The organism is Pseudomonas sp. MPB26 (assembly GCF_046605355.1).
In the GTDB taxonomy this organism is placed as follows: domain Bacteria; phylum Pseudomonadota; class Gammaproteobacteria; order Pseudomonadales; family Pseudomonadaceae; genus Aquipseudomonas; species Aquipseudomonas cedrina.
In genome coordinates, this window is the sequence record NZ_CP176793.1 from 313,919 (window position 1) to 337,965 (window position 24,047).

A 24,047-nucleotide genomic window follows, 5' to 3' on the forward strand; every position below is an offset into this window, starting at 1 on the left:
CTCAAAAGTTCGATCTCCCTGCTTAACCCTCATCGACCTCAACTACCAACACCCTGCCCAAACCTCCTGATCGCCAGGCAATACCCCACCAACGCCAGCGCCGCCAGCAACCCGCCCGCCGCGCCGATCCAGGCGAAGCCGAACTGGCTGCCGACCCAACTGCCCACCAGGGCGCCGCCGCCGATGCCGATGTTGTAAATGCCGGAGAACATCGCCATGGCCACGTCGGTCGCATCCGGTGCCAGCACCAGTACCTTGGATTGCATGGCCAGGCCGAAGCCCATGATCGCCATGCCCCAGAAAACGCTCAGTACCACCAGGTAGGACTGCGCACCGCTCAACGGCAACAGCAGTGCCAGGCAGGCGGCCAGGATAAACACTGCGCCGACCACGAACAGGTGAGGATTGAAGCGGTGCACCAGGCTGAACAGCAGCGAGCCGATGATGCCTGCGCCGCCAAATACCAGCAGGATCAGGGTCACCGCGCTGCCGCTCATGCCGGCCACGCCTTCGACAAAGGGTTCGATGTAGCTGTAGGCGGTGAATTGCGCGGTCACGGTCATGGCGGTGAGCACGTAGAGCGCCACCAGCGCGGGGCGCTTGAACAGCAGCGGCAGGCTGCGCAGGGAGCCAGAGTTCTGGCTCGGCAGCAGCGGCAAGGTGCGCGCCAGCCAGAACACCAGTGCGGCGGCGAACGCGCCGATCACCAGGAAGGTGGTGCGCCAACCCATGGCTTCGCCCAGCAGGCGGCCCAGCGGAATCCCGAGGACCATCGCCAGGGAGGTGCCGGTGGCCAGCAGACCGAGGGCTTGCACCTGCTTGCCCTCAGGCGCCAGGCGTACCGCCAGTGAGGCGGTGATCGACCAGAACAGGGCGTGGGACAAGGCAATGCCGATGCGGCTGAGCATCAGCAGGCCGAAACTGGTGGCGACGCTGGACAGGATGTGACTGACGATAAACAGGCAGAACAGCACGATCAGCAGCTTGCGCCGTTCGATGTTGCGGGTCAGCAGCATCACCGGCAACGACGTCAGGGACACGATCCAGGCGTAGATGGTGAGCATCAGCCCGACGCTTGCAACCGGCATGTCGAAGCTGGCGCCGATGGCGCTGAGCAGCCCGACGGGCACGAATTCAGTGGTATTGAACACAAAGGCGGCCAACGCGAGGGCGATGACCGGTTGCCAATTGGCTTGGGGGGTTGCGGCTGAAATGCTCATTGACGGGTCGGTCTACTCAGTTTCCGCGCTGATCAAGCCGGCCCAGTGCCGGCCCTTGAGCAGCGCGGAAAAATAGTAACACGACGCCTCAAGGATCGACTTGCGCCATCAGCTCCGGGATCGATTCCGGTCGCTTGGCGTAACGCTGGGCCAGCGCCGCGCACACCATCAACTGGATCTGGTGAAACAACATCAACGGCAGGATCAAGACGCCCATGGTCGAGGCGGCAAACAGCACCTGAGCCATCGGCACACCGGTCGCCAGGCTTTTCTTCGAACCACAGAACAGGATGGTGATGCGGTCTTCCTGATTGAAGCCAAAAGCCTTGCCCAGCAAGGTGGCAGCCACCAGCACCAAGGCCAGCAACACGCAGCAGGCCACCACCAGGCCGCCCAGTTCCCAGAGTGGAATCTGCTGCCAGATACCCTCATTCACCGCTTGGCTGAACGCACCGTAGACCACCAGCAGGATCGAACCCTGGTCGACGAATTTCAGCCAGGATTTATTGCGCCCCACCCATGCGCCGATCCAGCGCCGGGCAATTTGCCCTGCGACAAATGGAAGCAGCAGTTGCACGCTGATTTTGAGAATGGCGTCGACGGTTGAACCGCCTTCACCGTGAACATTCATCAGCAAGGTCACCAACAACGGGGTCAGGAAAATCCCGAACAGGCTCGACGCCGCCGCGCTGCAAATCGCCGCCGGGATGTTGCCGCGCGCCAGCGACGTGAAGGCAATCGCCGATTGCACCGTGGCCGGCAACGCGCAGAGATAGAGCATGCCCATGTACAGGTCTTTGCCGATCAGCGGCGAGAGCACCGGCTTGAGTGCCAGGCCCAGCAGCGGAAACAAGACGAAGGTCAGGCTGAACACCAGCAGGTGCAGGCGCCAGTGACCGGCGCCGGCGACGATGGCCTGGCGCGACAGCTTGGCGCCGTGCAGGAAAAACAGCAGCGCGATCGCCAGGTTGGTGACCCAGCCGAACGCCACGGCGGTCTGGCCGCTGGCGGGCAGCAGGGAGGCGAGGATCACCGTGGCGATCAGCGTCAGGGTGAAGTTGTCGGGCAGGAAACGGGGGCGAGTCATAAGCAGGATCTTCCGGGGGTTGCCAAGAGCGTCACGGCGACTCTAACGTAATGGCTTGTTACCGACTAACGCCAATGAGCCAGTAAATGCCGCCTAAAGGACATGAAAAAACCGTCCGCCGCAGTGTGCCTGGACTTTCCAGCCTGCCGCGACCCGTGTATGGGCGCACCGAATCCTTGCCGAATCGTGCGCTGACCCGCCGGCACAGCCACCCGTGGGTGCAATTGTCGTACGCCATTTCCGGGGTGCTGGAGATCCAGACCAGCGTCGGCCGCTTCGTGGCGCCGCCGCAGCGGGCCGTCTGGATTCCGGCGGGCATGCCGCACCGCGTCTTCAGCTCGCCCCACACGGAAATGCGCAGTCTGTACCTCGACTGCAGCGTCACGGCCTGGGCGGTCGAACGCTGTCATGTGTTGGAAGTGAGCAGTTTGCTGCGCGAGTTGATCCGCAGTTTCAGCGAGTTGCCGGTGGAGTATGCCGAGGACGGCCCGGATGGGCGCCTGGCCCAGGTAGTCCTGGATCAGTTGGCCGCGGCGCCGCAGGTCGACCTGATGCTGCCGCTGCCGTTGGACCCGCGTTTGCGGCAGATCTATCGCAGCTTGAACCTGCGCCCGGAGCAGCAGACGACCCTGGGGCAATGGAGCCAGAAACTGGGGGTGAGTGAGAAGACACTCAGTCGGTTGTTTTTCAGTGATACCGGGCTGACGTTCCGGGCGTGGCGCCAGCGCCTGCGACTGCTGAGCGCCCTGCCCGCCCTGGAGCAAGGCGAGCGGGTGACCGATGTGGCGTTGGGGTGTGGGTATGAATCGACGTCGGCGTTTATCAATGCGTTTCGCCAGCAGTTTGATACGACGCCGGGGGAGTTTTTTCGCTGATATCACTGATACGCAGCAAATCCAATGTGGGAGCTGGCTTGTCGGATCGCCGCACCGCTGCGATAGCGGAGTGTCAGTCAATAAATCTGCTGGCTGATATACCGCTATCGCAGGCAAGCCAGCTCCCACAGGTTTTACCGTATTTCAACCAGTCGAGATGGGCTCAGCTCCCCTCTGCACCATGGGCTTCTTCAAAGAAGTAATCCTTCCAACTGCCGGCCTTGTTCTTCAGAACGCCCAGTTCCTGCAATTTCTCCGCATAGATATACGTACGTTGCGGCACGATGGTGAAGTCGATCTCCGGGTCCTGGACGATCTTCTCCACCAGGTCCAACGGCAACTTCGACTGCTCGACGCGGATATACGCCTTGGCCGCTGCCGACTTGTCCGCCTTGATGATCTTTTCGGCCTCGGCCAGCGCGTCATAGAACGCCTTATAGGTCTTGGGGTTCTCGTCGTGGAATTTCTGCGTGGTGTACAACACGTTGAACGTCGCCTGCCCGCCCAGGATGTCGTAGGAACTCAGCACTTTGTACACGTTGGGGTTGAGCAACTCCTGATACTGGAACGGCGGGCTGGAAAAGTGCGCGTTTATTTCCGAACCACCGGCAATCAGCGCCGCCGTGGCGTCGGGGTGGGCCAGGCTGATGGAGATGTCGTCGAACTTCTTGTAGTTGGCATCGCCGAACTGCTTGGCGGTCTCGATCTGCAAGGTGCGCGATTGGAAGCCCACGCCGGCGGCGGGCACGGCGATGCGGTCCTTTTCGCTGAAGTCCGCGAGGGTCTTGACGTTGGGGTTGTTGGTCAGCAGGTAGTTGGGCATCGAGCCGAGGGAGGCGATGGCCTTGACGTTCTGCTTGCCTTTGGTACGGTCCCACAGGGTGAGCATGGGCGGCACGCCGGCCGAAACCACGTCGAGGGCGCCGGCCAGCAGCGATTCGTTCATCGCGGTGGCGCCGGAAATGCTGTTCCACTCCACCTGGATATCCAGGCCCTGCGCATTGCCGTGTTTTTCGATCAGGTGCTGGTCGCGCACCACGTCGAGGATCAGGTAGCCGATACCGAATTGCTGGGCGATGCTGATCTTGCCCTCAGCCTGGGCACCGCTACTGAGCAAGGCGCCTGCCGCAGCCAGCGAGGCAATGATAAGGGTCAGGGAGAAGCGCTTGAGGGTCATGGGAATTGGCCGCACGGTGAGAGGTGAGCGAGGGTAGCCACGATTTTTAAGACGGGAAAAGAATATCGAGATCTATTGTTATGCTAATAGCCCACAAACGGGCGGCTGGCTGGTAAGGTGCCGCCCTTTGACTGACCGCACACTGCGAGGAATGGACGTTGGACACTGACGAAAAAATGACCGGGGACTTGTTCGAGGTCGATAAGCGCCTGTCACTCAAGCCCGTGATGGACTTCAACGCCTACCTGCGCAGTGCTTTCGGTGACGGCCCGTGTACCTGCATCCGCTGCATCGCCAGCAAGGGCGATGAAAGCGGTTACGCCTACCAGCACACCTTTAGCTTTGATGGCAAAATCACCAACCGTCGCTTCGCCTCCACGGCCGGCAGCGATGTGTTGGCGATGCTGAAGAAGGCCTGGTTGTCGTACACCAAGGCCGAGTTGCCGCTCAGCGGCGTGTTGGTGCTGGATACCGTGAAGGCCTTTGTCGAGCCGCAACTGCATAACCTTATTGCACCGCTGTTCCTGGCCAGTGGGCTGGTCAAGGATGTGGAAGGCCAGTTGCAGATTCAGCCGCAAATAACTGCCTGATTCACTGTTCTGACTGTAGTGAGCGGGCTTGCCCCGCGCTGGGTGCGAAGCCGCCCTAATGCAGTCGCCGTCGATTTACAGACGAAACCGAGTCGCTTGGTTTGGGGCGGCTTCGCCACCCGGCGCGGGGCGAGCCCGCTCACTACAATTTGAATCGGGCGAGCAGACCGATAGTAGGCGTTGCTTGCGGCTTATAAACCGGGCACGCCCTGCATGCGCAACTCAGGCGTAAGCGCCTCATCAAGCGGCTCGGTCAGCGGCCGGTCGCTCATCCCCGGCAGCAGGATCACCTTGCGGCAGTCCTCTTCGGCCTTGTCGAACAGCTCATAGCCGCGTGCCGCCTGCTCGAGGGACAGGCGATGAGTGATGATCGCTTCAGGGTTCAAATGGCCCAGTTCGATATGCTCCAGCAGTTCCGGCAGGAAGCGATGCACATGGGTCTGGCCCATCTTAAAGGTCAGGCCCTTGTCAAAAGCGTCGCCAAACATAAAGCCGTGGATAAACCCGGCATACACCCCGGCCACGCTGACCACTCCGCCGCGGCGCACGGCGGCGATGCATTGGCGCAAGGCCTTGCCGCTGCTGCCTTCGATCTTGAGGGTGGTGAGGATGGTTTCAGTGGTGCTGCCCTTGGCCTCGAAACCAACGGCATCCACCACCCCGTCGACACCCCGCATGCCGCGCGTCTGGCGGATGATGGTGTCGGCCGGGTCATCGTCTTCCTCGAAATTGATCGGGATCACGCCATACATTTTTTGCGCATAGGCCAACCGATAGGGATGGTCGTCGACCATGAAGATCTGCTCAGCGCCCAACATCTGCGCACAGGCGGCACTCAACAGGCCGACCGGGCCGGCGCCGTAGATCGCGACGCTGGAGCCTTTTTCGATGCCCGCGTTGATGACCGCCTGCCAGGCGGTGGGCAGGATGTCGGTGAGAAACAATACCTTGTCGTCCGCCAGCGTGCCGGGCACCTTGAACGGCCCGGCGTTGGCCTTCGGCACGCGCACCAGTTCGGCCTGGCCACCGGGAATGCCGCCATACAGGCGGCTGTAGCCGAACAGCGCCGCCCCCGGTGGAATTGCCTTTTTGTTGAGGATCGCACCGCGCCCGTCGTTAGTGGTTTCGCAGGCGGCAAACAGCTGCATCTGACAGAAAAAGCAGTCGCCACAGGCAATCACGAACGGAATCACCACGCGGTCGCCGCGCTGCACCGCCGTGACCGCCGGGCCGGTTTCTTCGACGATGCCCATGAACTCGTGGCCGAAAATATCACCGTGCTCAACCGTCGGAATCTTGCCCCGATACAGGTGCAAATCCGAGCCGCAGATGGCGGTGGCGGTTACCCGCAGGATGATGTCGTCGGGTTGCTCGATGATGGGATCAGGTACCGTATCGACCTGCACTTTGTGCGCGCCTTGGAAGGTCATCGCTCGCATGCTCTGCACTCCAGCAAATGGAAAGGATCAGTAATTAAGGGCCCCTGTCGCCGCCAGCGTTCCGTTGGTATGCCGGCAACCGATCAATGGTCATCACGACTCTGAGCTCCGTCAGCGCAGGCGCGTGACGGTTAGCGCAACCACGGCAATCCTTTCCACGCGTTCGTAGCCGGGTTTTGCCAGCTCTTCACCAAACACGTCGGGGTCAAGCTCACGGTAGGTCCAGCCGAAGGCATCGCTGCCAACCAGTGGCTTGGCCGCCGCCAGGAAGGGGTCTTCCCCCGCGACAATCGCCACGCCGGTGTACAGCACCAGGCTGCCCCCCAAGGCCAGGCGGCCCAGGGATTCGCTGACGATACGCACCGACAACTGCTCACCCAGGGCTCCGCCGCCATGGCGATAGGCGCGTTGGCGGTCGTCATTCATGTACGGCGGATTCGCTACGATCAGGTCGAACTCGCCTTCCACGCTGGCCAGTACGTCGCTGTGATAGGCCGTAACGTTGCTCAGCCCGGCCAGCTCGGCGTTGACTGCGGTCATGCGCAGGGCGCGCGGGTTTATATCCACCGCCAGCACCTGGGCGTCGTGCCGCGCACGGGCGATGACCAGCGCACCGACACCGGCACCACAGCCGATATCCACCGCGCGGCGCACGGGCTCGAAGCGCTGCTGCAGATGCGCTTCGATCACCTGGGCGAACCGATAGCTGTCCGGACCGAAAAACACCGCATCCGATTGCGTGGTCGGGTAGGCCGAATGCGCGAACAACAGCTCATCCAGGCTCGACCAACGCACCGCGCTGCGCCACAGCGAATCGTGTTTTTCAACGACCTCGGCCTGCAGCAGTTCCTCACGAAACGCCGCCGGGAGCAGGTCGGCATCAAATGACATCGACCAGCCAAACACGTCGCGCAGGTCCTTGGCCAACGGTGAAGCCTGGCGCCCGAAAACGCGCTCGTGGGTCAAGGGCGTGGGCGTGATGAACCGGTAGCCGTTCTCCTTGAGGCCCCGACCCAGGTTGATCAAGGCGCGATCGGCCAGTTGTTGTGCAGACATGAACGACATTCCTTAGCGCAGGCGCGTGCGCAATTGGATAAAGCGGCGCGTGGCGTACAGCCCGGCCGGGGTGCAGTGACGACGGGCGGACATCCACGCAATCAGTGTTTGGAGCTGCTGTTCATCCGGCAAGCCGCGCAACGAGTCCACCAGCGCCTGGGTGTCCGGATCGGCCGGTGGGTGCGGGTCCTGGGGTAAGCTTTTGCCACGCCCCGGACGAGCGGGCGGCACGCGTCGGTCGCTGATCCAGTCGCCCGCGATCCAGTCATGCAGCACCTGTTTCTCATAGCCGCTGAACACCCCGAACATGGCGGCGCCCGCGCCCTCGATCAATTGCCAGAAGCGGCTCTCGCCCGGGTCCTGGTTGCGCCTGATCCAGCCTTTGTCTTCGAGGGCCTGGAGAAAGGCACCGATCTGGCCCGGCTGGGCCAGCCATTGGTTGACCGTCTTGCCTTCGAAGCGGCAGTAATCAGAATGCATGTGCTGGCCGTAGGAGCGCTTGCGCTCCAGCAGGGCGACCAGTTCATCGTGCAAATTGAAATCCTTGATGATGGCGGTGGTCCCCGGCCCCAGCTCATTAAGGCGATAGCCTTGGGCCACGCGGTGATAGAACTCCGCCCTGCCCTCGCCCAGCGGCAGCAGGTTGAGCACCGACTGCGCGGCTTTGCACGCATGGCCGCTGCTGGCGTTGTCGATGGTCACATGCAGCGTGAAGTAATACGGGTCGATGCCCAGCTCGCTCAGCTCGTATGAGGTGATCAACAGGTGCAGCGGCAATTGCTCGTAGCCCAGGTTGTAGCCGATCACCTCCGGCAGGAACTCTTCGCCGCACAGGCCCAAGGCCATTTGCAACGCGCCTTGCAGGTAATGCGGGTCTTCCAAACCAGCGTCGCTGTCGGCATCGTGCTGGTTGAGCAACTTGCGGTAGATCACCACATGATTCTGCGCGGCTTCGCCGTCGCCCAGCTCTTCGAGGTAGGTGGTAAGCAAGCCGTCGAAACGTGGGTCTTGCCAATAGCGCAACAGGCCGTAGAGCCAGGCGCCATCGACTTGCTTGGTCGGCGCCACACGTTGCAATACGTACAACGCGTGAGCTTTGTTATGGAAGTAACGGCGTGGCCGGCCCTGCTGGCGTTGCTCCAGGTACTCGGCATACGCCTGGGCCACCTCGGCACACCGCTGCTCAACCCAGGCGTGCAGTTGCTCGGGCTCGTCCGGCAGCTCGTTGGGCGCCTCCTCGACCTGGGCCAACTGCGCCTGCAAAAAATCCCGCGCAGCCTCTTGCGCACCTTGGGCTTCGCCATAGAGCTGCTGGTACAGCCGTTGATAATGGCCGGGCCCCGCGTGGGAGATGGAGGCCGGTTGGCCTGACAGCGCTGTGAAAAGAGTCATGATGGCAGTTTCCGCAAAGTCCGATACACCAGGCCCCACCACAAGGAGGCCACGCAAGAGCGCTCAACCACACGCTTCTAGAGTGAAGAGCCTTGAAGTGGGCAAAAAATTCAATCGGGGTTGTGGAGCTGCGGATCAGTGGCAATGAGCGGGGGTTGCCACAGGCGAGGGATACGGCGCGGATTTTATGCGGGGGGGCAGGCGGCGCCAATGGTATGCGGCGGTGCGACTTGCTCGTGAAAGCGGAGTGTCAGGGAAAGCAGTGCTGGCTGATACTGCGCATTCGCAGCCAGCTCCCACATTTGATCTGCGTTTCAGTCATGCAGGCTGTATTTGAAGCAAAAAAACGGCACCGGAGTGCCGTTTTGTCCTTCCCTCAATGCAATTACTTGCGCGCCGCCTCCCACGATTTGAGCAGGTCGTTGTAGTTCACGGTTTCGCCCTTGGGCTTCTCGTTCGCCAGTTTCGGTTTTGGCGCGCCCGGCTGGTCGAACCAGTATTGCGCGTCACGCTCGGGGTTCATTTTCGGGCCGCACACCGGTTGCACCTTGGAGCGTTCCAGGCGCGTCATGATCGCGTCCTGTTCCTTGGCCAGGTTGTCCAGGGCCTGCTGCGGGGTTTTCTCGCCGCTGGCGGCGGCGGCGATGTTGCTCCACCACAGTTGCGCCAGGCGTGGGTAGTCCGGCACGTTGGTGCCGGTCGGCGACCATTCGGTCCGCGCCGGGCTGCGGTAGAACTCCACCAGGCCACCCAGTTTGGGCGCCATGTCGGTCATGGCCTGGGAATTGATGTCGGACTCACGAATCGGCGTCAGGCCGACGATGGTCTTCTTCAGCGAGACGGTTTTGGAGGTCACGAACTGCGCGTAAAGCCAGGCGGCGAGTTTCTGTTTCTCGGGGGTAGACTTGAGGAAGGTCCAGGAGCCTACGTCCTGGTAACCCTTCTTCATGCCCTTTTCCCAGTAAGGTCCGACGGGCGACGGCGCCATGCGCCATTTCGGCGTACCGTCGGCGTTCACCACCGGCAAGCCCGGCTTGACCATGTCGGCGGTAAACGCGGTGTACCAGAAGATCTGCTGCGCGATATTGCCCTGGGACGGCACCGGGCCGGATTCGGAGAAGGTCATGCCCGCCGCTTCCGGTGGCGCATAGGCTTTCATCCAGTCCACGTATTTTTGCGTGGCAAATACCGCCGCCGGGCCATTGGTGTCGCCGCCACGGGTGACGCTGGAGCCGACCGGGTGGCAGTCCTCCACGCGAATACCCCACTCGTCCACCGGCAAACCGTTGGGCAGCCCTTTGTCGCCGCCGCCGGCCATGGAGAACCAGGCATCGGTGAAGCGCCAGCCCAGGGATGGGTCTTTCTTGCCGTAGTCCATGTGCCCGTAGATGCGTTTGCCGTCGATTTCCTTGACGTCTTCGCTGAAGAATTTGGCGATGTCTTCATAGGCCGACCAGTTCACCGGCACGCCGAGGTCGTAGCCATATTTTTCCTTGAACTTGGCTTTCAGCTCCGGGCGTTCGAACCAGTCGGCGCGGAACCAGTACAGGTTGGCGAACTGCTGGTCGGGCAATTGGTAGATCTTGCCGTCCGGTGCGGTGGTGAAGGACAGGCCGATAAAGTCCTTGAGGTCCAGGGTCGGCGAGGTGAAGTCCTCGCCTTCGTTGGCCATCAGGTCGGTGATGGATTCGGTCTTGCCGTAACGAAAGTGCGTACCGATCAGGTCCGAGTCGTTGACCCAGCCGTCGTAGATGTTCTTGTCGGACTGCATCTGGGTTTGCAGCTTCTCCACCACGTCGCCTTCCTGCAGCAGGTCGTGGGTCAGCTTGATTCCGGTGATTTCGCTGAAGGCCTTGGCCAGCACCTTGGACTCGTACTCGTGGGTGGTGAGGGTTTCCGACACCACGTTGATCTTCATTCCACGGAAGGGTTCGGCGGCCTTGATAAACCACTTCAACTCCTCCAACTGCTGTTCGGCCGTCAGGGTCGACGGTTTGAACTCACTGCCGATCCATTTTTTCGCGGCATCTTCATACGCATCGGCCCACGCCGTGACGCTCAAACCGCTGAGGGCCAGTACGGCGGCCAATGAAATGCTATGTCGCAGCTTATTGTTCTTATTCAACATAGAGACCTCCTGGTTGTTTATTCATAAGGGCACTAGCCCCAACGCATCACACTCAACAGCCATACCAGGGAGAGCGCGGACGCCACCCAGATGCTCCAGTCGGTAACGCCGATGACCAGCAAATGCAGGTAGGCGCTGCCGAGAAGACCGATAAACAGGCGATCACCACGGGTGGTGCTGATCGGTAAAAAACCGCGCCGAGGGATGCTCGGCGAGCGCAGCTCCCAGGTGGTCATGCCCGCCAGAATCAGGGCTATACCGCCAAAAAACAGCGCAGTGGGGGTGGTCCAGGCCATCCATTCCATCATCGACTCCTCAGACCCGACCCAGGGCGAAGCCCTTGGCCACGTGGTTGCGAACAAACCAGATCACCAGCATGCCGGGAAGGATAGTCAACACCCCCGCCGCCGCCAGCACGCCCCAATCAATACCCGACGCCGAGACCGTGCGCGTCATCACCGCTGCGATGGGCTTGGCGTTGACCGAGGTCAGCGTGCGCGCCAGCAGCAGTTCGACCCAGGAAAACATGAAGCAGAAAAACGCGGTCACACCGATGCCGGAGCCGATCAACGGGATAAATATCTTCACGAAGAACTTGGGAAACGAGTAGCCGTCGATATAGGCGGTTTCGTCGATTTCCTTGGGCACCCCGGACATGAAGCCTTCCAGGATCCATACCGCCAACGGCACGTTGAACAGGCAGTGCGCCAGGGCCACGGCGATGTGCGTGTCGAACAGGCCGATGGACGAATACAGCTGGAAGAATGGCAGCAGAAACACGGCCGGAGGTGCCATGCGGTTGGTCAGCAGCCAGAAGAACAGGTGCTTGTCGCCAAGGAAGCGGTAGCGCGAAAACGCATAAGCCGCCGGCAGCGCCACGCTCAGGGAGATCACTGTGTTCAGGCTGACGTAGTACAGCGAGTTGAGGTAGCCGGTGTACCAGCTCGGGTCAGTGAAGATCACCTTGTAGTTGGCCAGCGTGAAGTGCTGCGGAAACAGCGTCAGCCCGCCTAGGATTTCGGTGTTGCTCTTGAAGGACATGTTCAGCAGCCAGTAGATCGGCACCAGCAGGAACAGAATGTAGATGAGTAACGGAATAAGCTTGCGTTTGCTCATGTTGGCGGCCTCAGCGGTTGGCGTCGGAGTGGGTCATGGCGGTGTAGAACAGCCAGGACACCAACAGAATGATCAGGAAGTACACCAGGGAAAACGCCGCAGCCGGGCCCAGGTCGAATTGGCCTACCGCCATCTGGGTCAACGTCTGACTGAGGAACGTGGTGGCATTACCTGGCCCGCCGCCCGTGAGGACGAAGGGCTCGGTGTAGATCATGAAGCTGTCCATGAACCGCAGCATCACCGCGATCAGCAGCACGCTCTTCATCTTTGGCAGCTGGATATGCCGGAACACCGCCCAGGCGGATGCACGATCGATCCGAGCCGCCTGGTAGTACACATCCGGAATCGCCCGCAGCCCCGAATAACACAACAGCGCCACCAGGGAGGTCCAGTGCCACACGTCCATCACCAGCACGGTGACCCAGGCGTCCGCCGTATTGGCCGCATAGTTGTAGCTGATGCCCAGGGCGTTAAGGCTGTAACCGAGCAAGCCGATATCGGCGCGACCGAAAATCTGCCAGATCGTACCCACCACGTTCCATGGGATCAGCAGCGGAATGGCGAGGATGATCAGCACCAGCGACGACCAGCGGCCCTTGGTCGGCATGGTCAGGGCGATGGCGATGCCCAGCGGGATTTCGATCAGCAGCACGCAGGCCGAGTAGATGAACTGGCGCAGCAGCGAATCATGCAGGCGCGGATCGAGCAGCACCTGCTTGTACCAGTCAGCGCCGACGAAGTAGCGGCTGGACTGGTCGAAGATGTCCTGCACCGAGTAGTTGACCACAGTCATCATCGGGATCACCGCACTGAACGCCACCAGCAGGAACACCGGCAGTACGAGCCACCAGGCCTTGTTGTTCTGCACCTTGTTCATGGCAGCACCTCCAGCAGGTAATCGTCGGCATACACCATCAGCCATTGCGCGGGAAAGCTGATGGAAGCCGTGCCTTCGGGCACCGGCTTGTCTTCGGCCAGGCGCACTTTCAACGGCGTGCCGTCGAGGTTGAGGGTGATGATCTTGTAGGTGCCGAGGTCTTCCAAGTGCGTGACTTCGGCCTGCATCGCGTCAGGGTTGGGCTCGTCCCACACATGGATAAATTCCGGGCGGATGCCGACCTGCAGTTTTTTGTAACCAGTGCTGGCAATGCGTTGCTGCAAGGCTTCGGACAAAGGCAGGTGGGTGCCGGCAAAGCGCACCCCGCCCGCCTCGGCCTGCACTTCGATCAGATTCATCCCAGGGCTGCCGATGAAATAGCCGACAAAGGTGTGGCTCGGCCGTTCAAACAACTCACGCGGCGTGCCGAACTGTACGATCTGGCCGCCGTACATCACCGCGATCTTGTCGGCGAAGGTCGAGGCTTCCAACTGATCGTGGGTCACGTAGACCATGGTGATGTTGAACTGCTCGTGGATCTGCTTGAGCTTGCGCCGCAGTTTCCACTTGAGGTGCGGGTCGATCACCGTCAGCGGCTCGTCGAAGAGGATCGCCGAGACGTCGTCACGCACCAGGCCGCGGCCCATGGAGACTTTCTGTTTTTCATCGGCGGTGAGGTTGCGGGCTTTTTTGCTCAGCAGGCTTTGCAGGTCGAGGACTTCGGCGATTTCCTGCACCTTGCTGTGAATTTTCGCCTCGGCCATGCCCTGGTTGCGCAGCGGGAACGCCAGGTTGTCGAATACCGTCATGGTGTCGTACACCACCGGGAACTGGAACACCTGGGCAATGTTGCGTTTTTCCGGAGTGAGGTCGTTGACGACTTTGGTGTCGAACAACACCTGGCCTTCGGATGGGCTGAGCAGGCCGGAAATGATATTGAGCAAGGTCGACTTGCCGCAGCCCGACGGCCCGAGCAAGGCGTAGGCCCCGCCCTGCTCCCACACGTGGTTCATTTCCCGAATGGCGTAGTCCTCAGGCCCACTGGGCGCAGGGCTGTAGCTATGCGCCAGGTTCTGCAAATGGATCTCGGCCATCAGGCAACCCTCGCAACACGGCGCCCGGGGGCCTGGACCAAACGGCCCTGGCCATCGAACACAAACAGTTTATGGGTGGGGATATACACACGGATCGGCGCGTCGACGTCGTATTCGTGCACCCCCGACAGGTGCAGCACCAACAGGAAGTGTTCGCTGCGCACATGCAGGAAGGTTTCCGAGCCGCTGATCTCGGCGACTTCCACGGTCACCGCCAGCTCCAGGTCGTCGTCGTTGCTCGGCACCAGGCTGATATGGCTGGGGCGTACGCCGAAACGGAACTCGCCTTCGCCGATGGGGCGCAGGTCGACGTTCAGCGGGAAGTGCACGAAATTGGCGAAACTCACTTCGTTACCGCTGATGCGCCCCGGCATCAGGTTGATCGGCGGCTCGGAAAACAGCTCGGCGGCCAGCACGGTTTGCGGCTGGTGATAGACCTCGGCGGCCTTGCCGCTCTGGATCACCCGGCCTTCGTGCAGGATGGTGGTGGTGCCGCCGAGGGCCAGGGCTTCATTGGGCTCGGTGGTGGCGTAGATGGCGATGGTGTGGCGCGCGGCAAAGAGCTCGCGCATTTCCTGACGCAGCTCTTCGCGCAGTTTGTAGTCCAGGTTCACCAGCGGCTCATCGAACAGGATCAGCTCGGCGTCCTTGACCAACGCGCGGGCCATGGCCGTGCGTTGCTGCTGGCCGCCGGAGAGCTCCAGCGGGTGGCGCTGCAGGAATTTCTCGATGCGCAGCATCCTGGCGGTTTCCAACACCTTGCTCTGGATCAGCTCGTTGGACACACCGGCCTGGCGCAGCGGCGAGGCGATGTTCTCGAACACGGTCATGGTGGGGTAGTTGATGAACTGCTGATACACCATCGACACGTTGCGCAGGCGCACCGGCTTTTGCGTGACATCCACGCCGTTCATCAGGATGCGGCCGCTGTCGGGCTTGTCCAGCCCAGCCATCAGGCGCATCAGGCTGGTCTTGCCGGACAGGGTGCGGCCAAGCAGGACGTTGAAGGAACCGGCTTCGAAACGCAGGTTGGCGTCGTCGATCCAGGTTTGGCCTTCGACAACGCGGGAGACATGTTCCAGGGTCAATGACATGACACGACCTTTTTATTATTTGGAATGAATCTGGCCAGCTGTCAGAGCGAGTTTCGTGCCAAAACCGGCAAAGCCTTGATGTGCAAAGAAATGGAGCAAAAGTGATGTTCAAGAGTGAACAGAAATGAACAAGTCTGGCTGAACACCTGAACAATCTTGGGCTTGACAATGAACAGTACTGAACAACACTCTCTGAACCCTATCGACTGAACACTGCAGAGCCCGCTCCCACAGTTGAACCGGTTTCTCCAGGTAGATTGCGCAAGACCCCATAACAATAAAAATGCAGGTCACACCATGGCCGAACCACTGGCTCACGACACCCTTATCCAGGAATCCTGGCGCCGTTGCCGCGCCTTCGGCCTGGATCACCAAAGCACACCCAGCTTCGACCAGCTCCCCGCCGAGGGCATCAGCCAACTGCTGGAAAGCCAGCATTCGCTGGTGCAGACCACTCACCAGGAAGTGCTGCCCTACTACGAAAACATCCTGAGCAACTCCAATTGCCTGATCATGCTGGCCGACAACCAGGGCCAGGTACTCACCAGTTGGGGCACCCAGCGCTTCATCGAGCCCAAGCTGGCCCGCGGTTTCAGTGCCGGCGCCAGCTGGATGGAACGTTCCAGCGGCACCAATGCCATCGGCACCGCATTGGCCTGTGCCCAGGCCGTGCATATCGAACACGATGAACATTTCCTGAAGGCCAACCGTTTCATGACCGGCTCGGCGGCGCCGATCTTCGATGCCCAGCGCGAGATCATCGCGGTGCTGGATGTGTCCAGCGACAGCTACCTGCCGCCCTCCCACACCCTGGGCATGGTCAAGATGATGAGCCAGACCGTGGAAAACCGGCTGATCCTCAACCTGTTTCGCGACGAGCACTTCCAACTGACCTTCAATACCGGCCTGAGCAACCTGGACAGCCAGTGGGCCGGCCTGCTGATCTTCGATGAAAGCGGCCAGGTGCTCTCGGCCAACCGCCGCGCCGATAACCTGCTGGGCATCAGCCTGTCGCGGGTGATGATCGACAGCTTGTTCAAGGTGTCGTTGCTGGAATTGCTGAACCAGCCGGAGGGGCTGCCCTTTTCCCTGCAGGCCGCGGGACGCAACCGGTTCCAGTGCGTATTGAGGCGGCCCAGGCAAACGCCGGTGCAGGCGCGCGTGTTTACCGAACCCGCGCCCGCCAAGCCCAACTCGATTGGCCTCAAGACCTTGCATTTTGGCGACGTGCGCGTGGAAAAAGCCGTGCGACAGGCCGAGCGCTTGCTGGAGAAGGACATTCCGCTGCTGATCCACGGCGAAACAGGGGTGGGCAAGGAGGTGTTCGTCAAGGCCCTGCACCAGGCCAGTTCGCGCAGCCAGAAGGCATTTATCGCGGTGAACTGCGCGGCGATTCCGGCTGAGCTGGTGGAGTCGGAGCTGTTCGGCTACGAAAAAGGTGCGTTCACCGGCGCCAATCAAAAAGGCAGCATCGGCCTGATACGCAAAGCGGACAAGGGCACGCTGTTTCTCGATGAGATCGGTGATATGCCGCTGCCCACCCAGGCGCGCCTGCTGCGCGTGTTACAGGAACGTTGCGTGCAGCCGGTAGGCAGCAGCGAGTTGTTCCCGGTGGATTTGCGCATCATCTCGGCCACTAACCGCGCCTTGCGCGAGCTGGTACAGGCAGGGCGTTTTCGTGAGGATTTGTACTACCGCATCGGCGGCCTGACCCTGGAACTGCCGCCCTTGCGCGAGCGCACCGACAAACGGGCGCTGTTCCAGCAGTTATGGCAGCAACACCGTGAGCCGACCCAATGGGCAGGGCTGAGCAGCGAGGTGCTGGCGCTGTTCGAGCAGCACCCGTGGCCGGGCAATTTGCGCCAAGTCAGCAGCGTGTTGCAGGTGGCGCTGGCGATGGCCGAAGAACAACCGATCCGCCCGGAGCATCTGCCGGATGACTTTTTTGTCGACTTGAACCTGGCGCCGCCGCTGCCCGCCAGTGAGTACCTGGATGACAGCATCGACCTGAACCAGCGCTTGAAGGCCGCCGGCGGGAACATTTCCCACCTGGCGCGAGAGCTGGGGGTAAGCCGCAATACCTTGTACAAGCGCCTGCGCCAGAACGACGGCTGATCTAGCGCGGCTTGACCACCACCAGCAGGTCAGTGAAGTACTCCACCTGGATCGGCAGGTTATCCGCCAGGGACGACAGCGCCGCCGCCGTGTCATCCAGCTTGAACACACCCGATACCCGCAGGTTACGCAGGGCCTCGGGGTCGAAGCGCAGCATGCCGTGGCGGTAGCCGGCGAGGGTTTGCAGCACGTCGCTCAAGGGCTGGTCGTTGACCTTGAGCAGGCCGCGGGTCCAGGCATCGGGGTCGGTATCGGCAAGGGCTTGCGGTGGCTGGGCGCGGCCGTGGTCGAGGACCGCACGCTGGCCGGCCGAGACCTTGACCCCATCGCTGGCGTCGCCTTTGACCGCTACGCTGGACTCGATCACTGTCACCACGGTGGTGCCGTCGGCCGTGCGCTTGACCAGGTAGCGCGTGCCCAATGCAGTGGCGGTGCCCTGATCGGTGCGGACCACGAAGGGCCGTTGCGCATCCTTGGCCACGTCGACCCAGAGTTCGCCTTGCAGCAGTTCGATGACCCGTTGATGGCCGTCGAATTTGACGTCCACCGCCGAGTTGCTGTTGAGCTGCAACTGGCTGCCGTCCGCGAGGGCGACCTGCCGGCGCTCGCCGACACCGGTGCGCTGGTCGGCCATCCACACCGGCAGGTGCTGCAGGCCCAGCCAGCCGCACAAGACCACGCCGAGCAAGCCCACCACCTGCGCGCCGCGCGGGCGTCGCGGGGCGAATGCGCGGTTCAGGGCAACGCGGGCAGGTTTGGCGGGCAAGGTATCGAGGCTGCCCCACAACGCTCCCATGCGTTCGATGGCCACGGCGTGACGCGGGTCGGCCTGGCACCAGGCGTGGAAGGCCTTGCGGTCGGCGTCGGTGACGTCTTCGTCGTGCAGGCGCGTCAGCCACTGTGCCGCTTGCTGAATGATCTGCTCGGAACTCATACCAGCGGGTCTGCCGGGTGCAGGCTGTGGTAGCAGTGCACCAGGGCGCTGGAGATGTAGTTTTTGACGGTACTGGAAGAGACGCCCAGCCGCGTGGCAATTTCGCTGTAGGTCAGCCCATCGAGGCGACTCAACAGGAAGGCTTCACGGGCTTTGGCCGGCAAGCCGGCGAGCATCTCGGCGATGCGTTCGAGCGCTTGCAGCGCCACGTGAATCGCGGCTGGGTCGGGCATGCCGGTGTCTTCGCACTGGATCACCAGGGCTTCCATGTAGGCTTTTTCGATGCGGCGACGCCGGGCACCGTCGATCATCAGCCGCCCCGCCGTGGTGGCCAGGAAGGCGCGGGGTTCCTTGATAGCTTGCGGCTCGGCCAGCATCAGCACGCGAATGAAAGCGTCGTGCGCCAGGTCGGCGGCATGCTGGGAACAGCCCAGTTTTTTGCGCAGCCAGCCCTGCAGCCAGCCGTGGTGCTCGCTGTACATCGCCGTAAGGGTCTGCTGCCGGACGGAATCGCCCCGCGCGGCCGGAATGTCATGCATGCGCAAAAGTATCTCAAATGGGAAAGGTTACCAATTGCGCAAACAATGCCAGTAAAACGGTGTAGGAGCAAGGGGCTCCCGTTGTCAGTGATTGCAGGTACATGACTGTAGTGAGCGGGCTTGTCCCGCGCTGGGGGGCGAAGCCGCCCCAAAACCAGGCGCCTTAGTTATATCTGGAAGAATGCGTTGGCCCAGATTGGGGCGGCTTCGCCACCCAGCGCGGGACAAGCCCGCTCACTACAAGTATCGCAGGCAGGCCAGCGCCTACGTTAACGCCAGCTCCACGACACCCCGGTGTAGATGCCACGGCCATCCGCCGGTGTCGAGCGCGCGACATCCAGGCCCTTATCGTCATAGCCCGGTGTGACGGTGTTGGCGTAATGCCGGTTGGCGAGGTTGCGCAGGTCGACCCAGGCCTGCCAGTCCTGGCCTGGCGCGTCGTAGCCAAGCGTGGCGCCGAAGATGCTGTAGGACGTGGCGTAGTAGGAGTTGGCGTAATCCACCGCCACCTTTGATGAATACTCCGTGTTGAAACTGGTGTAGAAACCCGTCGGGTGGCTGTAGCGCAGCTGTGCCTGATAGTAGTGCCTGGGGATGCCAGGCAAGGTGTTGTCGCCGAAGCGGTCATCGTCGCGGTAATGGAAGTCGCTGAACGTGTAGGCCTGGCGCAGGGCGAGCTGGCCGTTGCCGCCGCCGTCCCACAAGGGGCTGAGCAGGCTCAGCTCCACGCCCTGGTGCACGGTGGGGCTGGCGTTGGCTTCGGCGACGATGGCATTGCTGGTGGCGGTTTGCGCCTGGGTTTCCACGCTGAGCAATTCGTGGCGCACTTCGGACCGGTACAGCGCCAGGTCCCACTGGCCGAACCACTGTTCGCCACGGCCGCCGATTTCGAGGGTGGTGGCGGTCTGGTTTTTCAGGCTCACGCCTTCGCGCGCCAGGCCCCGGGCCGGGCCGCTGGTAAAATATTTGTTGGAACCCCAGATCATCGACCAGGCATGCGGCGGCTCCACCGAGCGGCTCAGGTTGCCGTACACCTGCAATTGCGAGGTGAAGTCATAACGCAGGCCGACGCGCGGCGCGTAGTCCCAGTCGTGCTGGCTGAGCGGCGCCTGGCCGTCGGGATAGCTGACCTCGGTTTCGCGGCGGGTGTAGATCGCCGCAAGGCCGGTGGTCAGCCACAGGGAGGGGACCAGCTCCAGGTCGTTGCCGATGTGCAACACGGTGTCGGAACCCAGGTAGCTGTAGTCGCGGGTCTTGGTGCCGGGTGCGTAGGAAACGGTGTTACCCGCAGGCGTGCGCACGTACTCCGAGGCGCCGTTGTTGGGCATCGCCTGGGTGGTGCGCAGGCCGATGGTGGTCTGGCTGTCGTGGCCGAACAGCGTGTCCTGGCGAATGTACCTGAGGGTGCTGCTGATGTCGGTGTAGGCGACTTTCAGGCGGTTGGTGCCTTCGCGCAGGTCCATCGGGTAGTCGTGATAGGCCAACCCGACTTCAAGCCGTGACGTGTCATCCAGCTGCAAGGTGGTCTTGTTGGCGATCCAGGTGGAGCCCGGTTGCAGGCGCTTGGAGTCGCGCGCGGCATTGAGGCTGTTGGCCGCGCGCGGGTCATGGCTGATCTGCGCGCGCGTGAGTTTGCCGGGGGTGTCGTTGGTGGTTTCGCGGTAGCGCAAGTAGAAGCGCGTTTCCAGGTCCGGGTTGAAACGGTAGCCGAAATTGGCCGCCACCCCCTTGCCGGTGGCCGCGCTTTGGCGCTGGTAGCCGTCGGACTCGGAGTCAGTGAGGCTGATGTAGTAGTCGGCATCTCCCAGCACCTGGCCCGAGCTGATCTCGCGCTGGGCATAGCCTTTGCTGCCCGCTTCGTAGCGCACCTGCAACGTGGGCGCGTCGTAGCCCGTGTGGGTCACGTAGTTGACCGCGCCGCCCAGGGCCAAGGCACCATGGTCAAACCCGTTGGCGCCGCGCAGCACTTCGACGCGGCTTTGCCACAGCGGGTCCTTTAATTCGTAGGGGGTGCCGCCAGGCCCGGTCAACGGCAGGCCATCGAACATTTCGTACAAGCCGGAGGCATGGGAACCGGGGCTACGGTTCAGGCCCGAACCGCGAATCGAGAGTTTCACCCCTTCATTGTTTGCCGCCTTGGCATACACGCCGGCCTGATACTTGAACACATCCTCGTTGGTGCTCACCCGCCCCTGCTGCACGCTGCCCATGTCGATGTAATTGGTGCCGCCGGGCACGCTCTTGAGCTGCGCCTGGGCCACCTCGCCGGCGCTGGCTTCGCTGCTGGTGACTTCGACCGGGGCCAATTGCAGGTCTTCGGCATGCGCCAGCGAGCTGAGCGTCAGGGCGGCAAAAAGGAGTGGTGGCGGGCGCAGCAGCATCGGGGGCAGGTCCTTGGAATTAGGGAAGCACGTGGTGGGAAGTCGTGGACGCCCGCCAGGTCACGCCTTATCAACGGGACGGATCTCTGCAATTCTGCTCGCTGCAAGATCGCGCCTAGCTTTCAGGCTGCTTCAGCGTCTGCATCAGCTCCTCCGCTTCCGACCCTGGCGGCAGCCGAAAGCCGTACATTTCATCGGTGTCCAGGATCTCGCCCAGCGCTTCAAGCAACTGCGCCTCGGTCGGCGATTCGCGCAGCAACTTGTGGGCGGGCAGCAACAGTTCGGCGCAAACACCCTGGACACTCGCCGCATCGATCACCGCGAAGAGGATAAAGCGCAAACGTATTTCGCGATCAGTAGGCCAAACCGTTTTTCGCTTACCCATGGTGGAGGCCTCAACTTTCGGAAAAATCCGAGGCTATTGATGACCGAGGTGCGTTTCAAGCAGCGGGGAACGAGATAGGCCACTTCCTACAAAGGAAAGAGAAACACCGTACCTGCCTCACTGCACCGGCAGAAAATTCATCAGCAACAGGCTCTGCGCGTAATTGAGACCGATGCGCCGGTAGCGCTCATCGAGCATCTGCGTCAGCAAGTCGAGGCGCGCGACGATCTTGCCGAACTCCACCGCAAAACTGAGGTTACTGCCCTCCTCCGAAATCTCATTGGAAAACAGCAACAGCACGCCATTGGCGTCCTGGCGCTTGCTCAGCAGCCAAGTGGCCTTTTCGATATTGCGCGCGGCATTGCTGACGAACTGCGGGTTGATCGAATCGGTGATGTAGAACTCGGTGCGCCCGCCGTGAGCGGTCACTATCATGCTGCCGATGGCATAGATGAAGGCGCCGACCCGATCGCCCTTGAACTCCGGGCTCAAGGAATAGCTCAGCGCCGCCAGATCGCGGCGCTCACCCAGCGCCGGCAGCGCTCGACGTTGCTCGATAGCCTGGCGAATCTCCCGCGCAGCAGTCACGGCATCCGGATAGCCCGACAGGCGCCACTGGCTGGGATTACGCAGATAGAGCTTGTTCATGAGCAAATACAGGCTTTGCAGATTGTCGCGCATGCCCAGCGTCGCCATGCGATCGACACTGGTCTGGAAGAACTCGTCAGGTTTGCCGTTGCTGAACTGCTTGGCGATATCCTGGCCCTGTTGCTGAGTGCAACCGCCGGCACTGAGCATCAGCACCGCTGCCAGTAGCAAAGGCTGGCGGATCCGTGAAAGGGTCAAGCAAGCAAACGTGCGGTCCATCGGCACCCGATCTGAGTTCATCTGCCCACGCGCGGGGTCGGCGGGGCTGGGACAAGGATAGAGCGGAGAAATCCAAAAAAGTGCAGTGGTCGCAGGCAGATAGTTGTAACCAGAGACCGTCTGGCTGGTAAACGGGCTCGACCGTGAAGAATTCGTTTAACGCTCTATACTGCTAGCGACTGCTGCGTGCGTTGGTTTTGGCGCGTTTGTCTACATCGCTCGCAGCGCACTCACCAGCAGCTTCAAATGAGGGTGACGGCAATGAACCATCCAATTCGAGCGCAAATGGTTGTGCAGATTATTTGCCTGCTGTCGGTGGCCCAGCTTTTCTGCTGAGCTGCGCGCTACTGCTGTCACGTTCGGCCGCCGTTGCGGCGGTGCGGGCTATTCCCAGCCAAAAGCCATAAACTGGCCCGACATAAGATTGCCGGGTCAGCACGTGCCGCTACAGCAAGACCGTGGACAGCACGCCCAAGGCGCCCAGGCAAAACCCGATCAAGGCGCCTCGCCCGGGAAACTCATGGAACAGCGCCCAGATCACGACCGGTTCCAGCAGCAGCAACGAGGTGACGGACACCACCGTGACCACCCAGATGTCACCCACTGCCAGATACCCCAGCCAATAAGCCCCCAACAGGCAGAGCCCGGCAAAGCACATCAACACCACCGGCATGATGAACGCCTGCCATGAGCCGTCGCCTGCTTGGGCCAGCCTGGCGGTGACTACCTCACTGTAGATCGCACAAAACTCACCGATCACCATCAACCCTAGAGCAGAAACTCCGAGTAGTTCTTTGGACATATCAAAAACTCCTTCGCATTCAGCGCACTGTTTTTCAGCTCCCAGCTGGCAAGGCCGTTGCCGAGCGTGTCGTTGCGGTGATACGAAGCAGCCTTGAACAGGCCTGAATTACCGAAGTGCTTTTGCATGCTCATGTCCTTTATGGCGGGTGAGGCTCAGCGACCCGATGAGGCGCTGGTTTCGATCATACGGTTTGGTGGCCTCTAGGACACGTCAAAAAATCAAGACGCATCACGGCCGAAAGATATTACGGCACACCTTGTTACAACCAACCGGGCCAGAATACCGCCGCCCAAGAACTTAGCGCTTTTGTTTCAATCCTAATGCCAGGCGTATTTCAACCATGAGCGCCTGTTGACAACCCATAGAGGTTCACAAGATGAATAAGACACTACCCGCCCTGGTCCTGGGTGTTCTGATCTCGCAAGGAGCGATGGCGGCCGGAGATGGTACAGCGGCGCTCGGCGGCGGAGTCGGTGGTGCGCTCGGCAACATCGTCGGCCAACAGCTTGGCGGTTCCACTGGTGCGGCCGTGGGCGCCGGCCTGGGCGGCGCCGCTGGCGGAGCAGTCGGTGCCCAGAAGGGCAATCGCGCGGAAGCCGCCATAGGCGGTGGCGTCGGCTCGGCGGGCGGCTCGCTGATCGGCAATCGCCTGGGCGGCACGACGGGATCGACGATCGGTGCGGGATTGGGCGGTGCCGCGGGTGGCGCGCTGGGTAACAACTTGGCGGATGACGAGCACCGTTCCGACGGCAGGAAACACAGGGGCAATAAGCACAAACACAAAAACAAGCGCCATTAATACAAAAAGCCCCGCAACCGCGGGGCTTTTGTTTAGGACCGGCGCAAACCACCTCACGTCGATCCATGCGGGTTCAC

At 61.6% G+C, this 24,047-nt stretch carries 23 protein-coding genes; 4 read left to right on the plus strand and 19 right to left on the minus strand.

Going from position 1 to position 24,047, the window contains the following annotated elements:
• Positions 1–38: 38 nt before the first annotated feature.
• Both ACLH0H_RS01415 and ACLH0H_RS01420 read right to left on the minus strand, forming a co-directional pair.
• The gene (locus ACLH0H_RS01415; protein ID WP_411380695.1) at positions 39–1,220 is read right to left on the minus strand and encodes a sugar transporter; all 1,182 of its coding nucleotides are present in this window, start codon (positions 1,218–1,220) and stop codon (positions 39–41) included.
• Positions 1,221–1,308: 88 nt separating this feature from the next.
• On the minus strand, positions 1,309–2,307 hold the full coding sequence (locus tag ACLH0H_RS01420) for a bile acid:sodium symporter family protein (protein WP_076950718.1): 999 nt from the start codon (positions 2,305–2,307) through the stop codon (positions 1,309–1,311).
• 86 nt (positions 2,308–2,393) lie between these two features.
• Between ACLH0H_RS01420 and ACLH0H_RS01425 the strand changes: the two genes are divergently transcribed.
• Positions 2,394–3,182 carry an AraC family transcriptional regulator gene (locus tag ACLH0H_RS01425; protein WP_411380696.1) on the plus strand — a complete coding sequence of 263 codons (789 nt, stop codon included), beginning with the start codon at positions 2,394–2,396 and terminating at the stop codon, positions 3,180–3,182.
• A 163-nt stretch (positions 3,183–3,345) separates the two neighbouring features.
• On the opposite strand, the gene ACLH0H_RS01430 is transcribed toward ACLH0H_RS01425, so the two are convergent.
• Positions 3,346–4,359: an ABC transporter substrate-binding protein gene (locus ACLH0H_RS01430; protein WP_411380697.1), complete on the minus strand. Its 1,014-nt coding sequence runs from the start codon at positions 4,357–4,359 to the stop codon at positions 3,346–3,348.
• Positions 4,360–4,517: 158 nt separating this feature from the next.
• Here ACLH0H_RS01430 and ACLH0H_RS01435 point away from each other — a divergent pair, with 158 nt between their 5' ends.
• Positions 4,518–4,949: a hypothetical protein gene (locus tag ACLH0H_RS01435; RefSeq protein WP_411380698.1), complete on the plus strand. Its 432-nt coding sequence runs from the start codon at positions 4,518–4,520 to the stop codon at positions 4,947–4,949.
• Between the two features lie 191 nt (positions 4,950–5,140).
• On the opposite strand, the gene ACLH0H_RS01440 is transcribed toward ACLH0H_RS01435, so the two are convergent.
• From ACLH0H_RS01440 to ACLH0H_RS01480, 9 genes are all read right to left on the minus strand, one after another.
• Positions 5,141–6,388: a zinc-dependent alcohol dehydrogenase gene (locus ACLH0H_RS01440; RefSeq protein WP_411380699.1), complete on the minus strand. Its 1,248-nt coding sequence runs from the start codon at positions 6,386–6,388 to the stop codon at positions 5,141–5,143.
• 111 nt (positions 6,389–6,499) lie between these two features.
• Positions 6,500–7,444 (minus strand): methyltransferase, encoded by a 945-nt coding sequence (locus ACLH0H_RS01445; protein ID WP_411380700.1) that lies wholly within the window; start codon positions 7,442–7,444, stop codon positions 6,500–6,502.
• A 12-nt stretch (positions 7,445–7,456) separates the two neighbouring features.
• Complete coding sequence (locus tag ACLH0H_RS01450) at positions 7,457–8,836, minus strand: iron-containing redox enzyme family protein (RefSeq protein WP_411380701.1); 1,380 nt, start codon at positions 8,834–8,836, stop codon at positions 7,457–7,459.
• A gap of 385 nt (positions 8,837–9,221) precedes the next feature.
• Positions 9,222–10,964 carry an ABC transporter substrate-binding protein gene (locus ACLH0H_RS01455; RefSeq protein WP_411380702.1) on the minus strand — a complete coding sequence of 581 codons (1,743 nt, stop codon included), beginning with the start codon at positions 10,962–10,964 and terminating at the stop codon, positions 9,222–9,224.
• 32 nt (positions 10,965–10,996) lie between these two features.
• A complete protein-coding gene (locus tag ACLH0H_RS01460; RefSeq protein ID WP_003232363.1) occupies positions 10,997–11,269 on the minus strand; it encodes a DUF2160 domain-containing protein in 273 nt (90 codons plus the stop codon).
• A 10-nt stretch (positions 11,270–11,279) separates the two neighbouring features.
• Positions 11,280–12,080 carry a carbohydrate ABC transporter permease gene (locus ACLH0H_RS01465; RefSeq protein ID WP_076950728.1) on the minus strand — a complete coding sequence of 267 codons (801 nt, stop codon included), beginning with the start codon at positions 12,078–12,080 and terminating at the stop codon, positions 11,280–11,282.
• 10 nt (positions 12,081–12,090) lie between these two features.
• Positions 12,091–12,957, minus strand: a complete 867-nt coding sequence (locus tag ACLH0H_RS01470) for a carbohydrate ABC transporter permease (RefSeq protein WP_017735078.1) — start codon at positions 12,955–12,957, stop codon at positions 12,091–12,093.
• A complete protein-coding gene (locus ACLH0H_RS01475) occupies positions 12,954–14,051 on the minus strand; it encodes an ABC transporter ATP-binding protein (protein WP_411380703.1) in 1,098 nt (365 codons plus the stop codon). The genes ACLH0H_RS01470 and ACLH0H_RS01475 overlap by 4 nt, the downstream gene beginning before the upstream one ends.
• On the minus strand, positions 14,051–15,145 hold the full coding sequence (locus tag ACLH0H_RS01480) for an ABC transporter ATP-binding protein (protein ID WP_076950731.1): 1,095 nt from the start codon (positions 15,143–15,145) through the stop codon (positions 14,051–14,053). The genes ACLH0H_RS01475 and ACLH0H_RS01480 overlap by 1 nt, the downstream gene beginning before the upstream one ends.
• A 297-nt stretch (positions 15,146–15,442) precedes the next feature.
• On the opposite strand from ACLH0H_RS01480, the gene ACLH0H_RS01485 reads away from it, so the two are divergent.
• Positions 15,443–17,260 (plus strand): sigma-54-dependent Fis family transcriptional regulator, encoded by a 1,818-nt coding sequence (locus ACLH0H_RS01485; protein ID WP_411380704.1) that lies wholly within the window; start codon positions 15,443–15,445, stop codon positions 17,258–17,260.
• A 1-nt stretch (position 17,261) separates the two neighbouring features.
• On the opposite strand, the gene ACLH0H_RS01490 is transcribed toward ACLH0H_RS01485, so the two are convergent.
• The 7 genes from ACLH0H_RS01490 to ACLH0H_RS01520 all read right to left on the minus strand — a co-directional run bounded on the left by ACLH0H_RS01490 (position 17,262) and on the right by ACLH0H_RS01520 (position 23,296).
• Positions 17,262–18,194, minus strand: coding sequence for a FecR family protein (locus ACLH0H_RS01490; protein WP_411380705.1), 933 nt, complete (start codon positions 18,192–18,194; stop codon positions 17,262–17,264).
• Positions 18,191–18,733 carry a sigma-70 family RNA polymerase sigma factor gene (locus ACLH0H_RS01495; protein WP_411380706.1) on the minus strand — a complete coding sequence of 181 codons (543 nt, stop codon included), beginning with the start codon at positions 18,731–18,733 and terminating at the stop codon, positions 18,191–18,193. The genes ACLH0H_RS01490 and ACLH0H_RS01495 overlap by 4 nt, the downstream gene beginning before the upstream one ends.
• A 269-nt stretch (positions 18,734–19,002) precedes the next feature.
• Positions 19,003–21,114 (minus strand): TonB-dependent receptor family protein, encoded by a 2,112-nt coding sequence (locus ACLH0H_RS01500; RefSeq protein WP_411380707.1) that lies wholly within the window; start codon positions 21,112–21,114, stop codon positions 19,003–19,005.
• A gap of 115 nt (positions 21,115–21,229) precedes the next feature.
• Positions 21,230–21,499: a hypothetical protein gene (locus ACLH0H_RS01505; RefSeq protein ID WP_411380708.1), complete on the minus strand. Its 270-nt coding sequence runs from the start codon at positions 21,497–21,499 to the stop codon at positions 21,230–21,232.
• A 117-nt stretch (positions 21,500–21,616) separates the two neighbouring features.
• Positions 21,617–22,387: a hypothetical protein gene (locus ACLH0H_RS01510; protein ID WP_411380709.1), complete on the minus strand. Its 771-nt coding sequence runs from the start codon at positions 22,385–22,387 to the stop codon at positions 21,617–21,619.
• 424 nt (positions 22,388–22,811) lie between these two features.
• On the minus strand, positions 22,812–23,129 hold the full coding sequence (locus ACLH0H_RS01515) for a hypothetical protein (RefSeq protein WP_411382481.1): 318 nt from the start codon (positions 23,127–23,129) through the stop codon (positions 22,812–22,814).
• Between the two features lie 5 nt (positions 23,130–23,134).
• Entirely contained in the window at positions 23,135–23,296 is a 162-nt protein-coding gene (locus ACLH0H_RS01520; protein ID WP_411380710.1) for a hypothetical protein, read from the minus strand.
• Between the two features lie 251 nt (positions 23,297–23,547).
• Here ACLH0H_RS01520 and ACLH0H_RS01525 point away from each other — a divergent pair, with 251 nt between their 5' ends.
• Positions 23,548–23,970 carry a glycine zipper domain-containing protein gene (locus tag ACLH0H_RS01525; RefSeq protein ID WP_411380711.1) on the plus strand — a complete coding sequence of 141 codons (423 nt, stop codon included), beginning with the start codon at positions 23,548–23,550 and terminating at the stop codon, positions 23,968–23,970.
• The last annotated feature ends 77 nt before the right edge of the window (positions 23,971–24,047 follow it).

What these genes read in the sequence shown, in the direction of transcription:
- ACLH0H_RS01525 (WP_411380711.1), top strand. Translation starts at nt 23,548, where the DNA reads ATGAATAAGACACTACCCGCCCTGGTCCTGGGTGTTCTGATCTCGCAA.
- ACLH0H_RS01445 (WP_411380700.1), bottom strand. Translation starts at nt 7,444, where the DNA reads ATGTCTGCACAACAACTGGCCGATCGCGCCTTGATCAACCTGGGTCGG.
- ACLH0H_RS01515 (WP_411382481.1), bottom strand. Translation starts at nt 23,129, where the DNA reads ATGGTGATCGGTGAGTTTTGTGCGATCTACAGTGAGGTAGTCACCGCC.
- ACLH0H_RS01500 (WP_411380707.1), bottom strand. Translation starts at nt 21,114, where the DNA reads ATGCTGCTGCGCCCGCCACCACTCCTTTTTGCCGCCCTGACGCTCAGC.
- ACLH0H_RS01415 (WP_411380695.1), bottom strand. Translation starts at nt 1,220, where the DNA reads ATGAGCATTTCAGCCGCAACCCCCCAAGCCAATTGGCAACCGGTCATC.
- ACLH0H_RS01430 (WP_411380697.1), bottom strand. Translation starts at nt 4,359, where the DNA reads ATGACCCTCAAGCGCTTCTCCCTGACCCTTATCATTGCCTCGCTGGCT.
- ACLH0H_RS01510 (WP_411380709.1), bottom strand. Translation starts at nt 22,387, where the DNA reads ATGAACTCAGATCGGGTGCCGATGGACCGCACGTTTGCTTGCTTGACC.
- ACLH0H_RS01465 (WP_076950728.1), bottom strand. Translation starts at nt 12,080, where the DNA reads ATGAGCAAACGCAAGCTTATTCCGTTACTCATCTACATTCTGTTCCTG.
- ACLH0H_RS01505 (WP_411380708.1), bottom strand. Translation starts at nt 21,499, where the DNA reads ATGGGTAAGCGAAAAACGGTTTGGCCTACTGATCGCGAAATACGTTTG.
- ACLH0H_RS01480 (WP_076950731.1), bottom strand. Translation starts at nt 15,145, where the DNA reads ATGTCATTGACCCTGGAACATGTCTCCCGCGTTGTCGAAGGCCAAACC.
- ACLH0H_RS01450 (WP_411380701.1), bottom strand. Translation starts at nt 8,836, where the DNA reads ATGACTCTTTTCACAGCGCTGTCAGGCCAACCGGCCTCCATCTCCCAC.
- ACLH0H_RS01460 (WP_003232363.1), bottom strand. Translation starts at nt 11,269, where the DNA reads ATGGAATGGATGGCCTGGACCACCCCCACTGCGCTGTTTTTTGGCGGT.
- ACLH0H_RS01520 (WP_411380710.1), bottom strand. Translation starts at nt 23,296, where the DNA reads ATGCAAAAGCACTTCGGTAATTCAGGCCTGTTCAAGGCTGCTTCGTAT.
- ACLH0H_RS01455 (WP_411380702.1), bottom strand. Translation starts at nt 10,964, where the DNA reads ATGTTGAATAAGAACAATAAGCTGCGACATAGCATTTCATTGGCCGCC.
- ACLH0H_RS01440 (WP_411380699.1), bottom strand. Translation starts at nt 6,388, where the DNA reads ATGCGAGCGATGACCTTCCAAGGCGCGCACAAAGTGCAGGTCGATACG.
- ACLH0H_RS01425 (WP_411380696.1), top strand. Translation starts at nt 2,394, where the DNA reads ATGCCGCCTAAAGGACATGAAAAAACCGTCCGCCGCAGTGTGCCTGGA.
- ACLH0H_RS01475 (WP_411380703.1), bottom strand. Translation starts at nt 14,051, where the DNA reads ATGGCCGAGATCCATTTGCAGAACCTGGCGCATAGCTACAGCCCTGCG.
- ACLH0H_RS01490 (WP_411380705.1), bottom strand. Translation starts at nt 18,194, where the DNA reads ATGAGTTCCGAGCAGATCATTCAGCAAGCGGCACAGTGGCTGACGCGC.
- ACLH0H_RS01470 (WP_017735078.1), bottom strand. Translation starts at nt 12,957, where the DNA reads ATGAACAAGGTGCAGAACAACAAGGCCTGGTGGCTCGTACTGCCGGTG.
- ACLH0H_RS01495 (WP_411380706.1), bottom strand. Translation starts at nt 18,733, where the DNA reads ATGCATGACATTCCGGCCGCGCGGGGCGATTCCGTCCGGCAGCAGACC.
- ACLH0H_RS01485 (WP_411380704.1), top strand. Translation starts at nt 15,443, where the DNA reads ATGGCCGAACCACTGGCTCACGACACCCTTATCCAGGAATCCTGGCGC.
- ACLH0H_RS01420 (WP_076950718.1), bottom strand. Translation starts at nt 2,307, where the DNA reads ATGACTCGCCCCCGTTTCCTGCCCGACAACTTCACCCTGACGCTGATC.